This window comes from Actomonas aquatica (assembly GCF_019679435.2).
Classification (GTDB): Bacteria; Verrucomicrobiota; Verrucomicrobiia; order Opitutales; family Opitutaceae; genus Actomonas; species Actomonas aquatica.
This window is the reverse complement of the sequence record NZ_CP139781.1, coordinates 5,375,327-5,390,665: the sequence shown is the minus strand read 5'-3', so window position 1 is coordinate 5,390,665 and position 15,339 is coordinate 5,375,327. Positions and strand designations below refer to the sequence as shown.

General features: G+C 65.5%; 9 protein-coding genes. 7 read left to right on the top strand and 2 right to left on the bottom strand.

Going from position 1 to position 15,339, the window contains the following annotated elements:
• Window positions 1-20: 20 nt before the first annotated feature.
• Window positions 21-926 carry a thiamine pyrophosphate-dependent enzyme gene (locus tag K1X11_RS20615; protein ID WP_221029364.1) on the top strand — a complete coding sequence of 302 codons (906 nt, stop codon included), beginning with the start codon at window positions 21-23 and terminating at the stop codon, window positions 924-926.
• An 85-nt stretch (window positions 927-1,011) separates the two neighbouring features.
• On the opposite strand, the gene K1X11_RS20610 is transcribed toward K1X11_RS20615, so the two are convergent.
• Window positions 1,012-4,416: a response regulator gene (locus K1X11_RS20610; protein ID WP_221029365.1), complete on the bottom strand. Its 3,405-nt coding sequence runs from the start codon at window positions 4,414-4,416 to the stop codon at window positions 1,012-1,014.
• Window positions 4,417-4,715: 299 nt separating this feature from the next.
• Here K1X11_RS20610 and rph point away from each other — a divergent pair, with 299 nt between their 5' ends.
• The 6 genes from rph (at window position 4,716) to K1X11_RS20580 (ending at window position 14,798) form a co-directional block, all read left to right on the top strand.
• A complete protein-coding gene (gene rph / locus K1X11_RS20605; RefSeq protein WP_221029366.1) occupies window positions 4,716-5,468 on the top strand; it encodes a ribonuclease PH in 753 nt (250 codons plus the stop codon).
• 52 nt (window positions 5,469-5,520) lie between these two features.
• A complete protein-coding gene (locus K1X11_RS20600; protein ID WP_221029367.1) occupies window positions 5,521-7,260 on the top strand; it encodes a DUF885 domain-containing protein in 1,740 nt (579 codons plus the stop codon).
• A 115-nt stretch (window positions 7,261-7,375) separates the two neighbouring features.
• Window positions 7,376-9,466, top strand: a complete 2,091-nt coding sequence (locus K1X11_RS20595) for a CHASE2 domain-containing protein (RefSeq protein WP_221029368.1) — start codon at window positions 7,376-7,378, stop codon at window positions 9,464-9,466.
• Between the two features lie 8 nt (window positions 9,467-9,474).
• Window positions 9,475-11,319, top strand: a complete 1,845-nt coding sequence (locus tag K1X11_RS20590) for a FecR family protein (RefSeq protein WP_221029369.1) — start codon at window positions 9,475-9,477, stop codon at window positions 11,317-11,319.
• Window positions 11,316-12,278, top strand: a complete 963-nt coding sequence (locus K1X11_RS20585) for a hypothetical protein (protein ID WP_221029370.1) — start codon at window positions 11,316-11,318, stop codon at window positions 12,276-12,278. Before K1X11_RS20590 ends, K1X11_RS20585 begins: the two co-directional genes overlap by 4 nt.
• Before the next feature lie 198 nt (window positions 12,279-12,476).
• Window positions 12,477-14,798, top strand: coding sequence for a PAS domain-containing sensor histidine kinase (locus tag K1X11_RS20580; RefSeq protein WP_221029371.1), 2,322 nt, complete (start codon window positions 12,477-12,479; stop codon window positions 14,796-14,798).
• Between the two features lie 52 nt (window positions 14,799-14,850).
• Here the strand turns inward: K1X11_RS20580 and K1X11_RS20575 are convergent, their stop codons facing one another.
• Window positions 14,851-15,330, bottom strand: a complete 480-nt coding sequence (locus tag K1X11_RS20575; protein WP_221029372.1) for a phage regulatory CII family protein — start codon at window positions 15,328-15,330, stop codon at window positions 14,851-14,853.
• Between the last annotated feature and the right edge of the window lie 9 nt (window positions 15,331-15,339).

The following is a 15,339-nucleotide window of genomic DNA, read 5'->3' as shown; positions in this document are numbered from 1 at the left end:
ACTATTCTCCATTCACCACCATGTCCGCTACCGCTGAAGCTCCCACCCCCGAGCAACCCCAGCTGACCAAGAAGGCCCTCACCGCCGATCACCCCACGTGGTGCCCCGGCTGCGGCGACTTCGCCGTGCTGGCCTCCTTCTACCGCGCCCTCGAGCAACTCAACTACCCGCACGAATCCATCGTCACGATGGCCGGCATCGGTTGCTCCTCGCGCTTCCCCTACTTCGTCAACTCCCACGGCGGCCACTTCATCCATGGCCGCTCGGTGCCCTTCTCCGCCGGCATCAGCCTGTCCCGCGATGACCTCAAGGTCTTCGTCTTCGGCGGCGACGGCGACGGCTTCTCCATCGGCGGAAACCACCTCGACCACGTGGCCCGCAAGAACGTGAACCTCACCTACGTCATCATGGACAACCAGGTTTACGGTCTCACCAAGAAGCAGACCTCGCCCACCTCCCCCGAGGGTTTCCGCTCCAAGACCGACCCGTGGGGCGCGATCGATCAGCCCATCAACCCGATGCGCAAGCTGGTCAACTCCGGCGCCACCTTCGTCGCCCGCTCCCACGCCACCCAGGTGAAGCACATGGTCGAGATGATCAAACGCGCCGCCGAGCACCCCGGCTTTGCCGTCGTCGAAATCCTCTCCGAATGCGTCGAGTTTCACCCCGGCGCCTTCGATGCCGCCAACCCGCGCAAAGGCGGCGGCTTCGAGATCATCGACGAAGAGGCGCACGACAAGACCGACGTCACCGCCGCCATGGCCCTCGCCAGCGAACCTTGGCCGGGCAAGTTCGGCGTGTATTACGAGGTGCAGCGTCCCACCAAAAACGCGCTCGAAGCCGGCCTCATCACCAAGGCCCGCGCCAAGCACGACAACTCCGACGACGCCACCCTGCTGAAGCAGACCTTCGCCCGCATGCGCTGAGGTCCGAGTATCCTAAATCTCCCTACACCCTTCGACCGCCGGCCACCCCGGCGGTCTTTTTTTTGGGACGGTTCAGTGACCGCGGTCAGGCGTCACGCACCCGCTGCAACACCGCCAGCAGGTCGGCAAACTGATACGGTTTGCGCAACACATCGCTGAACCCGTGCTCCCGCGGCTGCGACATCGCCGGGTCGTGGGAGTATCCGCTCGAAGCCACGGCCCAGACGGCTGGGTCCAATTGGCGCAAGCGCGCCAAGGTTTCCAGCCCGCCCATGCCCTCCGGCACGGTGAGATCCAAAATCACCACATCCACCTTACGACCGGCCGCCTGCTCTGCCGCATAAAGCTCCACGAGGGCGCTGCCTTCCGGCAGCACTCGCACCTGATGCCCCAGCCGATGCAGCATCCGGTCCACCACCGTGGCCACGGTGGGTTCATCTTCGAGCACCAGCACATTCAACGCCGCTTTCGGCTCCTGCACCGGAGCCTTCGCTGGTTCTGCTGTCGGTAATATTGCCGGAGCGGGCTCTTCCGGAGCCGGTTCCCACAAAGGCAACCGCATCTCAAACTCCAACCCGTTATGCGCTCGCGCCACCAGTTCGCCGTTGTGGCGTCGCACCACTGAGAAGGCCAACGCCATGTCAAATCGCTCATCGCCATACAGCGACTTGCCGTAAGGATCGAACAGACTTTCCAGCACCCCGGCCAACGGCGCCGCCCCCCCATCGCTCAGGCATATGCGCAGCTGACGTCGATCCGGCACACGTTCGACTTTCAGCGTCAGGGTCCCGACTCCGCCGACTCGCCGCACCTGATGACTCACCAGAATCTGCAGGGTGCGCGCCATCTGATTTTCGTCCAATTGCGCCACCCATTCCGGTTCGCTCGGCGACACCTCCAAACGCCATTCCGCTGGCAACGCTTTACGCACCGCCCGCTCCACCCAGTAAGCCACCACCATCGGTCGGGTCACCGGCGCCCCGCCCTTGGCCAAGGTCGTTAATTGGGAGGTCAGATCGCGGGCCAAGCGCGCGCTCTTCGCCGCATCCTGCAGTGTTTCATTCTGCTCTTCCCCCAAGTCGGGATCCATCTGCAGCAGCGAGAGATTCCCGATGATGGTCGTGAGATGGTTGTTAAAATCGTGGGCCAGCCCGCCCGCCAAAGCCCCCACCGCGCGGTAGCGACGATCTCGCTCCAACTGCCCTTCCAACTCTCGTTGCCGCTCCAACTGTTCGCGCAACAACGTGGTTTGGCGCTGCACCTGACGGCGCAGGACCAGCACCGCCCCGGCCGCCAGCAACGCCAGCACCGCCAACCCGCCCATCAAATACAGCGCGCCCTCAACCGTCAGCCAATTGGGTCGCCGCAACACCTCCACATCCCCCGCATCACGCAACTCCAGCTCGAAGCTCTCCGGTCGCAGGGTATTGCCAAAAACGAGCCCCCCCACGCCGGTCAGCCGCACCACACTGCCCACCCGCAAGCCCTCCGGCGCTTTCCCGGCCGACCGCGGCCACCACGCATCCCAGTCGACCCCATCGGTCACCATCCTCCACCTCACCTCCCGCGGGGTTTCCGACCGGCTCACCACCCGTCCCTCCAGCTGCACCAAACGCGCATCATGCCGCGAATCCAACAGGTGAGAGACCCCGAGCGCGTGCGCGGACACCGGTGCCGGCACCAACGTCTCGTCCGCCGCCCGCACCAAACCATCACGCAATACGGCACGGGCGCCGTCCCGCCCGAGAATGCCCACCACTTCCACCACCTCGCCCCGCGCGACCACCGGCTCACCGGGCGCGCGCAAAAACACCTGCACCCCACCCAGACGGTCTTCGATCACCAACGAACCGTTCGGGCGTGCGTGCACCACCCGACCGGCCACCCGCAATCGTATCATTTCTTCCAATACAGAGCGACGCTCGAGATGGGTGAGCGGCACCAGCGGCAGTGAGAACGGATCCGCCGGCGCCTCCTCCTCCAGACGGATGTCGTGTAAGAAGGGCGTCCGCAGTTTCACCTGCTCGATCAAACCACGCTCATCCCGCGTGGTTTCGAGCACGCCGCGCACCCGCAGCAACGATCCGGGCGTGGCCACAAAATCCACCGGCGAATTGAGCAATACCGTGAAGTCGCCGGCCGGCGAGGTCATGCGCAGCCGTCGCCAATCCCCTTCCGACTCCGTGCCCAGGATGAAGCCTCGCATCTCCACCCATTGCGCTTCCACCCCGCCCGCCAACGCATCACGCACCGTGACCGGCAGCGGCACCGGGTGCCCGCGCGCGCCCAGATCCTCCATCGCATGCATCATCACCTCGGGCCCCGCCGGCCCGGCGATGGTATGGCCGCGCAGGCGCAGATATTTGTAGAGGGCCGGCGGTTGAGAGGTCTGCGGATCAAACCGCACCCGCGTGCCGCCAGTCAGATCCGAGAGGTAGAAAAAATCAAAACCCGGCACGCTCCACGTCACCGTCCCCAGCAACTCGACTTGCTGCTCCTCCTCCGCCTGTGCCCGGCTCATTTCCCGAATCTTTTCAACCCGCCCCGGCACCGTCGCCAGCGCCTGCCGCACCTGCTTCGCCTCCGACTCCGGCAAGGCCTGCACCAACGCCCGGTCCAATATCCGCCGGGTCTGATCCATGGCAATCGTGCCCGCCACCACCACCGGTTCCTGCCGCCCAAAAACCTGTTCCTGGATCGTGCGCACCCACACGTCGCCATCGGCCCCTCGCAACAACAGCCCCTCGCCCACCGCGCGTCGCGTGGCGACTCCGGTGACCACGGCCCGCGTGCCGATCGGGCGCTGCGCCAACTCGCCCACCGTGAGGGTCTCGCCGTCAAACCACGCCGACTCCGCCACCGCCCCCCGATCCTCCAACTGCGATTCCTCCGCCACCCAAATCTCAATCGTCGACTGGTTGCCCGAGGGATCAACCCGTCCCGAATAGACCCCGGTCACCTCGAGCACCCGACCTCTGAAGTCCGGCAAATCCGTGGGATCATCCGGCGGCACCCAACACACCACCGGCCGCTGATCCACGATGAGCACGATGCGCAGGTGTTCATCATCGATCAGTTGCTGCGTGTCCGCCACGCCTCGCAAACGCACCGTGCGACGATCAAAGCGCGCGATCTCGTTCACCCGCCCGTTCACGTCCAGCACTTCCTTCGGCGGTGCTTTGCCCAAAACCGTCAAAGTCGTGCGCGCGGCGCTCAGGCCTTCATCCGGCACATACATGCCCTCCAACCTAAACAGCATGCCGTTCTCAAACGCCGGCGGATCTCCCGCCAACCGCCCGTATTGCGCCTCCCCATTTTGCTCAAACCACAGGTTGCCCCACAGCCGGTCCACGTAGCCCACCCGCCCCTCGATACGCAGCGGATGCTCCTCCGCCCGCTCCGCCGGACTCATCGCCCAAATATCGTCCAATCGCGTGATCGGCTCGGCCCCAACGCCCCGTGCCGCAGCCCAAGCCAAGAGGAGGAGCACTCCCCAACGCATCAGAGACCGACGTCGGCGGCCGGGATAAAGGGAAAAAGCAGACTGACTGGGGATCATCGCCAACGTTTACCTATCGGCTTGATGTTGGTGGACTTGAGTAAACCTGCCACCAGATCTGCCGCACTATTTTTCACCAAACTAAGGATGGGCCCCAAACCCTATCAGCAAAAATCGCCCCCAAATCTGATTTTCGTATCGTTGCCCCCTATTCGCCCCTGCGCACCGCAACTGGCCAATCCCGCTCAATGCGCCTTGCCACTCCCCAGCGCGGACCATGGGGTGACGGCATGTCCAATTTCACCCGCGCCGACGGCCGCGCCGCCGACCAGTTGCGCTCCATTTCTTTCCAACCCGACATCGCCCCCCACGCCACCGGCTCCGTCCTCGTTTCCTTCGGCGACACCCGCGTGATCTGCGGCGCCACCATCGAAGCCAAAGTGCCCGGTTGGATGCGGGCCCAAAATGTCTCCGGCGGCTGGATCACCGCGGAGTATTCAATGCTTCCCTACAGCACACACGATCGCAAAGCCCGCGACATCTCCCGCGGCAAAGCCGACGGTCGCTCGATCGAGATCCAACGCCTCATCGGTCGCTCCCTGCGCGCCATCGTCGATTTGGAGAAACTTGGACCCAACACGCTGTGGATCGATTGTGACGTGCTCCAGGCCGACGGCGGCACTCGCACCGCCTCCATCACCGGGGCCTACGTCGCCGCGCGCCTCGCCGTGCAAAAGCTCCTCGACTCCGGCCGCCTCAAGGAAAACCCGCTCAAGGACTCGATCGCCGCCGTTTCCGTCGGCATCGTCAAAGGCACCGCCCTGCTCGACCTGCCCTACATCGAAGACCGGGACGCCGAGGTCGACGCCAACATCGTCATGACCGGCGCCGGCCAATTTGTCGAAGTCCAGGGCAGCGGCGAGGAAGCCACCTTCTCCCCCGCCCAGTTCAGCGAACTGCTGGGCCTCGCCCAAAGCGGTCTCAAGCAACTCGCCGCCGCTCAAAACGCCTTTTTGACCCAACACCTCTTGGCCAAATCCTAAACCCGCCTCCGGTCGCCGCCACCCGACTCCGGCGTCCGAGCCACGCTGCCTCATGATCCGCCGTCTCTCGCTCCTCCTCGTCGCCACCACGTGTTGGCTCTCCGCCCAAACCCCGTCGTGGGTTGAACGCAGCAACGAAGAATCCCAAGCCCTCGTCGAGGTGCTGGGCCAGTTCCAGCCCGAGATGCTCACCTTTCTCGGTCTCGGCGATTACCACGATCAGATCATCGATCTCGGCCCCGACCGCGGTGCCCGCCTGCGCTCCGCCGTGATGACCGTGCGGGAACACTACCGCCGCCGCCTCGAAGCCGAGGAAAACCCCTTCGTCCGCGAAGACCTCGCCATCCTCATCGACGCCGCCGACGAAAACGTGGAGACGAGCCTCATCCAAGAGCAGCACATGGTGCCCTACGTCAACGCGAGCCAACTGATCTACCAAGGACTCTTCGGTCTGCTCAAACCCGACGCCGCCCCCGAGCATCGCCCCGCCGCCCTCAGTCGCCTCGAACGCTACCTGAGCCTCCCCGCGCAGGTCCGCGCGCGCTACGCCGAGGCCGCCAGCGACCCCGAGCTCACCCACCCCTTCCGCTCCCAGTTGGAACAGGGTCTTGCCAACACGCCGCGCTTCATCGCTGGCATCCGCGCCCTCTTTGCCGCGCCCGACTTCGACGCCGAGGCCGTCAACCCGCTGCTCGACCAACTCGAGACCGAGCTCACCGCCCACGACGCGTGGGTGCGCGAAACCGTGTTGCCCGCCGCCCGCACCGACTCCCGCCTGCCCGCCCCGGTTTACGCTCAAAACCTCCGCGGCGTCGGTCTCGACATCCCGCCCGCCGAACTCATCGAGCGCGCCCAGACCGCCTACGCCGAGATCCGCAACGAGATGCGCACCCTCGCCGGCCTCATCGCCGCCGAACGCGGTTGGGACACCACCGACTACACCGAGGTCATTCGCCGCCTGAAGGCCGAGCAGATTCCGGCCGACAATGTCATCCCGACCTATGAAGCCGTCATCGCCGAAATCGAGGACATCATCCGCCGCGAGCGCATCGTCACCCTGCCCGATCGTCCCATGGCTATTCGCCTCGCCACCGAAGCCGAAAACGCCGCCCAACCCGCGCCCCACATGCAGCCCCCGCCCCTCACCGGCGGCACCGGCGAAGAGCGCGGCACCTTTGTGCTCACCACCGGCACCCCGCCCCTCGACGGCGAGGAAGCGGTGACCTTCGACGATTTCACCTTCAACGCCGCCACCTGGACGCTCACCGCCCACGAAGGCCGTCCCGGCCACGAGCTACAGTTTGCCGCCATGGTCGAGCGCGGGGTCTCCGTCGCTCGCAGCTTCTTCGCCTTCAACAGCGTCAACGTCGAAGGCTGGGCCCTCTACGCCGAAGCCGAACTCAAACCCTACGAGCCGCTCGAGGGCCAGATGATCGCCCTGCAGTTCCGCCTGCTGCGCGCCAGCCGTGCTTTCCTCGATCCCATGCTCAACCTCGGCCAAATCACCCGCGAGGAGGCCGGCCGCATCCTGCGCGAAGAGGTCGTCCTGTCCGACGCCATGACCGAACAGGAGCTCGACCGCTACACCTTCCGCAGCCCCGGCCAGGCCACCGCCTACTTCTACGGCTACCTGCGCGTCATGGCCCTGCGCACCCGCACCGAGCTGGCCCTTGGCGACCGTTTTGACCGGCTCGCCTTCAATGACTTCCTCATTCAGCAGGGCCTCATCCCGCCCGCGCTGCTCGCTCGCGCCGTCGAACAGGAGTTCATTCCGACGCACCGCGAGCCCTAGGGGCAGCCTCCCCACTCCGTTCTCCCGCGGGGTTTTATGAAAAACTTCTCATGCCACGCTCATGCGACGTTCATGTAAGCGGAGTTGAATCGTCGGCCGGTTCTCCCCGGCCGTCATGTTCGGCGTCTCTTCCAGCTCCCCACGCTCTCGTTCCTTCACCCCGCGCCGCCTCGCACTGGGCGTGGGCCTGCTGATTCTTGCGAGTGTCTGGCTGGGGACCTGGAGTTGGATCGAAGCGCTCGAAGGCATCGCCATCGACCAGCGTTTCAGCCTGCGCCAAAAACTGCTGCCCGAACCGGCCCCACCCCCGGTGGTCGTCGGCCTCTCCGACAGTAGCTTCACGCTCGCCGAGCGCGCGCCCGAGTCGGTGGCGGAGGATCCGATCCTCGGGGAAATGGCAGGAAACTGGCCATGGAATCGCCGCGTTTACGCCGCCGTGGTGCGACGCCTGCGGGCCGCCGGTGCGCGTCTGATCGTTTTCGATATCGTTTTCGCCGGCCCCAATCCCGGTGACGCCGACTTCGCCGAAGCCCTTGCCGAACCCGGTGCCCCGGTGGTGCTGGCCTCGCTGTGGCAGGTTGATCACTCCCTCGCTGGCGAAGGCACCGCCGTGCTCCTCGAACCTTCATTGCCGCTCCTCGACGCCGGTGCCTTCAACGGCTTCGCCAACGTCTGGCCCGATCCCGACGGCGTATTGCGCCACAGCGAAAGCACCCTGGACGCCGCCGCCCTGCTCGGTCTGCCGTCCGATCCCGCCGGCATCGCACCGTCACTCGCCCTCGCCGCCGCTCGCGCCCTCGACCCGAGCACCCCCGCCATGCCCCACGGCCGAATCGACTTCCGTCATCCCGCAGCCGACGTTCCGGTGGTGCCCATCGAAGACCTCTTCCTGCCGGATCGGTGGAACAGCGCGTGGCTCGATCACGACAATCGATTTCGCGATCGCGTCGTGTGGATCGGCCCGCTTTCCGAAGTCCGCTTCAAAGACGTGCACCTCACTCCGCTTGGCCGCATGCCCGGCGTGCAGGCTCAGGCCGCCGCGTTTGCCACCTTCCTCGATCGCCGCCACCCCGTCGAGCCGCCCCGCTGGACCACCGTGGCGCTGGTGAGCAGCCTCGCCCTCATCGCCCTGCTGGTTACGCTGCGACCCCGCCGCGCCAGCCTGCAAGTCACCTGGGCAATCGCCGGTCTGCTGCTTTGGGTGCTGCTCTGCTTCGTCGCTTTTGCCGCCACCAATCTAGTCCTGCCCTGCGTCGCTCCCGCCGGAGCCTGGACCGGTGGCGCCGCGCTCGGCATCGGTGCCCAGCTCGTGAGCGAACAACGCGAACGCCGCCGACTGCGCCGCATGCTGGGACGCTACGTCTCCGAAGAGATCGCCTCCCTCATCGCCGATCAACCCGACGCCTTTTCCGCTTCCTTGCGCGGCGAGCGGCGTGACGTGACTGTGCTCTTCGCCGACCTTCGCGGTTTCACCGCCTGGGTCGAAGACGCCGAACCCGCAGCCTTCGTCGCCCAGCTCAATGCCTACTTCGCCGCCATCGTCGACTGCGTGCTGACTCACGGCGGCACACTGCAGAAATACATCGGTGATGCCGTGCTCGCGGTTTGGGGTGACACGCGCAGCGAAGGTCCCGTTGAGGACAGTGCCCGTGCCGTCGCCGCTGCGCTGGCCATGCAGGCGGCGTTGGCTCGCCTCAACGCGGAGTGGGCCACCATACCCGACCACCCGCGACTGCGCATGGCCATCGGCCTGCACCACGGCGCAGTCATGCTTGGCAACGTGGGCCACCCGCGCCGCATGGAGTTCACCGTCATGGGTGACGCAGTGAACACCGCCTCGCGCCTCGAGACCGCCAACCGCCCGCTCGACACAGATGTGTTGGTGAGTCCGCGCATCGTTGAACTCCTCGCCGACCGCCACCGCTTTCTGCCCGTCGGTCCCGCCCGGCTCAAAGGCAAGCGAGCCGCCCTGGAACTCTTCATTCCAATCGGTCCTCTGGCCGCTCCGTCGCCGCCCTGGTGGCCGGCCGCGCTGCGCGCTCACCAAGCCTGGCAGGAGGGCCGCACCGCGGAGGCTGGCGTGGCTTGGGCCGAGGCCGCAACCGCAGCCGCCGGAGCCCATGACCTCCGCCCTTATTTCACCCGTCGCCAACAGCTGTGCGCCGACGCCGCACCGACCGCCCCGCTCGATCTGACCGCCAAATGATCCGCCTCATGAAAACTGTGCTGCCCCGCCTTACCGGCCTCCTGGTGCTGGCCGCCACCCAAACCATCGCCGCCCCCCGCGCCTTGGAGGAGTCCGAAGTCATCGAAGTCGTCAACGACGTCACCCTCATCACGATGCCCGACGGCCACGCCGCGCCCGCCCGCTTGCAGGATCACTTGCACGCCCCCGACCGCCTGCGCACCGGCCGGGCCTCCCGCGCTGAGTTGCAGGCCCCCGACGGCACCATCACACGCCTCGGCTCCAACACCTTGTTCGCCTTCGACCGCGCCACCCGCGCCATGCAGCTCGATCGCGGCAGCGTGCTGTTCCACTCCCCTAGCGGCCGCGGCGGAGGCACCATCAAATCGCCCTCCGCTTCGGCCTCGGTTCTCGGCACCACCATCATCGCCGCGGCCACCACCGACGGCGGTTTCAAACTGCTGGTGCTCGAAGGACGCGCCCAAGTGGATTTCAACTCCGGCGCCCGGCGCGAACTCGACGCCGGCCAAATGCTCTTTGTGCGCCCCGGCGGACTCGGCACCGGCACCCCCGGCCCCACCTTGCACTTCGACCTCGAACGCCAAGTAAAGGACTCAAAGTTGGTCAAAGGCTTCAAACGTCCACTCGCGTCCCAACCGAAGATCGATCGCGCCATCGCCGACCAACAACGCGCCGTCGGTCAGGGCCACTACCTCGCCACCGGCTTCCTCGTTTACAGCGCCACCAGCGACACGCAGGTCAACGGCATCGAAGCCGCCGGACCCGACGCCGACGACAACCTCGTGGGCGACTTCAATCAACACCAGCGACTCGCGCTCAATTCCGCCGTCGTGCTCGACTCGCCGACATTGCCCAACAACCGCGTCTTTCGCTCCGAGTTTCTCATTCCCGCGAGCGAAAGTGAGTTCCTCAACCTCGAGTCCGACACCCTGCTTACCGGCCTGCTCGGTCTGCGGGTCGACATCACCACGCCGGAGCTCAGCCTCGCCGCCGCCGGAGTGTCGGCCTTCAACTTTGTCGGCAAGGAGTATATCGCCTTCGCCGGATCCACTACCTTCACCGACCTCGCCGACGTGAACTACCTGCGGCTGTTTTCGCCGCAGGTCATCGTGCCGGCCGGGGCCGCCATCATCGCCGACTTTCCGGTCGAAGCCACCCCCACTACCTTCTACGTCGACACCGACCTCACGCTGCTCCTCGCCGGTGGCTCCGTGAGCAACACCCGCGGCGGTCTGCTCCTCCAGTCTCACGGCGGTGATCTCATCATCTCCGACGAGTTGCTGCACGCCGGCGATCTCATCGGCGCCGACTCCGTGGTGCCCAGCGCCGTCAACATCGATGCTCCGCACGGGCTGCTCGATGTATCCGGAAGCGAAATACGCTCGCAGGGTGGCACCTTCGCCGCGCTCGCCGCCGACCTGGCATTGCGCGACACCCACTTCCTGCTGGAGGGCGATTTCTGGGCCGACTCCGGCGACACCGCCCGGCTCGACGGGCTGACTTGGCAGGTCGTGGCCCCCGAAGCCGTGTTTCAAACCACCGCGGTCAACCTCATCGAGGCGCGCCTGCTCGATTTCGCCGGCTTTGCCACCATCAACCTCGGCGCCCGCACCATCGCCCTGACGAATGTCGCGTTCCCCGCCGACTCCGTGGTGCGCCTCGTCAGCGAGACCGGCCAGCTCGCTCCCAATCCCAATACCAACGCCACCGTGCAGCCGGGCTTCGTCAACTTCGTGCGCGACGTCACCTATGACGGCGCGCCCGCTCAGGACCACGTTTCGACCGCCGCCGGCGGCACCGGCCGCGCCGCCCCGACCATCACGATCACCACTCCAAATCCCGGCAACGGATGAAGCACCGCAGCCCTCTCAATTGGCGTCTCATTGTCGCCATCTTTCTTCCGGTCCTCCTCGTCCCCGCCTCCCGGGCGCAATCCGCGACCGCATCCGGCCAAGCAACGGTCCCGTCGCTCTTCGTCGGCGAGCTCGACGACGTCGGCCCTCAATACCTTTTGATCGCCCAACCCAAACCGCATCGGTGGCAGCTCTGGGCTGATCTCGAAATCACCGCCACGTCCAATGTCACCCTCGTCGAGACCGATCCCGCGACATCGACCCTCACCGTGGCCCAGGTCGGCCTGAACCGAGACTCGGCCCGCCATGCCCATTGGGGCGGCACGCTCGGCTGGCAGGTCGGCGCGCAGGCGCAGGCCTACCGCTACGGCTTCCTCGCGGGCGAAAATGAAAAGGTCAATCTGGTCGAAATCGATCGCAACAACTTCGCCCTTGGCGGCCTGCACGCCCGCCTCGATTGGCAAAGCGGCCCCTGGTATGCAGCGGTGACGGCCCGCGCCTCCACGCTGCGCGCCAACGCCACCGATCACACCTTCTACGAGGAGCTCGCCACCGAGTGGGCGCTGTTCTGGCAAAAACCCCTCGGGGCCGGACGCACCCTCGTGCTGGGCGGCGATGGTGCCATGCGGTTTTCCGCCACTGACTCCTTCGGTTTGTTACCGCACGACTGGAACAACCGTATCGAACAAAGCATCTCCGTTCTCCTCGATCAGACGATCGGCACCCGCTGGCACCTGCGCCCTTCCCTCCGCTACCTCGCGAGCCACTACACTGCCGCCGAACGCGACCGTTTCGATCAGCAGGTCGGCGCGCGCCTCGCGGCCACCTGCCCCCTCGGCCGACACGCCGAAATGCGCCTCATAGTCGGCTTCGATCATCGGGAGAGCAGCGACCCCTTGGTGCCGGATTTCCAGAAGTGGGATCTCGGACTTGCCGCATCCGCCCAGTGGCGTTTCTGACGCAGAGCCCCGAGCCTGCACCGCGTCACGGCCCTGCTCACCCGCACCTGGCTCGCGCCGTCGAACAGGAGTTCATTCCGACGCACCGCGAGAAATCGGACTGACAAATATTACTTAGTTAAAATCGGTTGCCGTAGGGGGAAGACTTTGGAGGCTCTCTGGCACCCCTTAGTCAGTGGTGTCGGATCAGCTTCGTTTATGTCTGCCTGGACTCCATTTCGTGTTCTCATTTTTGCGCCGCAAGCCTCCCACGTTCCCGCCTACGCGGAGACGCTGTCGGCGGCGGGTTGTGAGGTCGAATTCGACCATCTGACAGACCCGCAGCAGCTCGAAACCCTGCCCCGTCGCGGCATCTGGCGCGCCGTCCTGATCGAGCAGGATCTGATCGAACTGGACGCCACGGCCATCGACCAATTGCGCACCGCCTGCCAAGGTAATCCGCCCATCATTGTGCTCGCCGAACGCGTAACCACGACCGCCACCAAGCAGGTTCTCGACACTGGCATTGCCGTCATGGTGCGGGGGGAGGATCCGGAAGAGGTGGGTTCCGCCATTCTTCGCGCGATTCGTTACGAGTGCTATCGCCAACAGCACGATGCCGACCTGCGCCAGGTCGCCGCCAGCAAGCGCCGCTTCGCCACCCTCTTCAACGCCAGCCCGATCGCCACCATCGTGACCGAGATCGAGGACGGTGCCATCGTCGACGCCAACCCCGCCGCCGAGCGTCTAGCCAACAAAACCCGCGACGAGATCATCGGCCAACGCACCATCGACTTCGGTGCGTGGTCCGACCTGCCCCAGCGCCGCCGTCTCGTCGGTGACGCGCTGTTCAGCGGCTCGCGCCACACCATCGAGCGAGAGGTCGACTTACCCGGCGCCCCCAACTGCACCCTGCTGGTTTCCTTCTCCGCCTTCGAATTTGAAGGTAAAAACCGCCTGCTCGTCATGATGCAGGACATCTCACATCGCAAAGCCGCCGAAGAAAGTGTGCGCGAGAGCGAGGCCCGCTACCGCCTGTTGGTGGAGAACTCCCACGACCTCATCTGCGAATTGGATGACCAAGGCGTATTGTGCTACGTGAGCCCCAATCACCAGGCGGTCACCGGCTACCTGCCCGACGAAATGGAGGGCAAACGTATCCACGACCTCGCCCACCCCGACGACATCGACGACATTGATGCGCTGCTTTCGCAGCTCGATCACCGCGCGCAGCTCCGCCTCCGCATCCGCCATCGCAAGGAGCACTGGCTCACCCTCGACTCCGCCGTGCAGGTGCACCGCGCGCCGGACGGCTCCCGCCGCGCCGTGGTGATCTCCCGTGACATCACCGCCTCCCTCAAGGCCGATGCTGATCGCGCCCAACTCGAGCAACAACTCCGCCAAGCGCAGAAGATGGAAGCTATCGGCACCCTCGCCGGCGGCATCGCTCACGATTTTAACAACATCCTCACCGCCATCTTCGGCTACCTCCAGTTGGTGCAGTTGGAGACCCCCGACGACTCCCCCATCCGCGAAGAATTGGCCGGAGCCCTCGAGGCCAGCGAACGCGCCCGCGACCTCGTCAGCCAGATCCTCACCTTCAGCCGCCGCCGCGAACAACAACGCGCGCTCGGCCAGGTATCGCCCATCATCAATGATGCCGTGCGCCTGCTGCGCGCCTCCCTGCCGGCCACCATCGATTTTAAGATCGAGATCGACGAGACCGCGCCGCCCATTCTCTGCGATGGCACCCAACTGCACCAGGTCATCATGAACCTGGGCACCAACGCCGGCCACGCCATGAACGCCCACGGCGGTCTGCTCACCCTGCGCCTCACCAAGGGCGAGGCCGAGCCCTCCCTCTACGCCAGCTACCCGCAGCTCGCCAACCGCCAGACCCTCTGTCTCAGCGTTTCGGATACAGGCACCGGCATGGATGCCGCCACCCGCGAACGCATCTTCGAACCGTTTTTCACCACCAAACCGTCCAACGAGGGCACCGGCCTGGGCCTCGCCGTCGTGCACGGCATCGTGCAGGATCACGACGGTGCCATCGTCTGCGAAAGTGAACCGGGCATCGGCACCTCCTTCCGCGTCTATTTCCCCACCGTCGATCCGGCCTCCCTCGACGTGGCAGTCACGCCCACCGATCTGCCCAAGGGCAACGGTGAACGCGTCCTGCTGGTCGACGACGAAGAGTCGGTCGTCAACATCGGCAGCCGCATGATCAAGCGCCTCGGCTACGAGGTCGAAGCCTTCACCCTTTCCAGCAAAGCCCTCGAACGTTTCACCGCCGCGCCCCGCCAGTTTGATATCGTCGTCACCGACCTCACCATGGGCGGTATCACCGGCGTCGACATCGCTCGCCGCGTCTTTGAGCTGCGCCCGGGTCTGCCGCTCATCATCGCCACCGGCTTCATGAACGCGCGCGACATCGATACCGCCCGCGCCCTCGGCGTGAAATGGTTCCTCGAAAAGCCCTTCTCCTTCCAAGGCCTCGCCAGCTTCATGCAGAAGGCGCTCAAACACGCCCAGCGCTAGGGGCGGCGAAGGTCCCGGCGTCGGAGCCGCGCCTCCACTCACCACACACCGCTCAATGCGGCTGCTCGACCAACTCGGCGCGAATGCCGGAGAAATTCCCCTGCTCGGCCGCCTGCACAAATCCTTCGGTCACCGACTTCAGGCTCTCCCACTGTGCGCGAATTTTGCGGGCCTCATCGTCGGTGATTTTTTGATCGGCCGCCGCCGTCGCAATCACCCCCAACATGTCGGCAAACTGCTGCACGATCGCGTTGGTCGAGGGGATGAGTTCGGACGTCTGGCTGACGCCCTTCGGGTTGTGAATGAAGAAGCCCCCGGCGCGCTCGGCCACCCATTGGGCGATGCGCACATCGCCGGTGGTTCGCATCAGTTTCTCCACCCGGTCGAGCGGATTGACCGCGCCACTGCCGGCGTTCTCGGACGGCGGCTCGGCCCACTTGTAGATCAAGGAAAGCGACAGCCCCAAGTCGGAGCAGACCTGCTTCGCACTCGTTTTTTTGAGTAGTTCCTTGAGTAGTTCGTGGGACTCCATGTCGGCGCA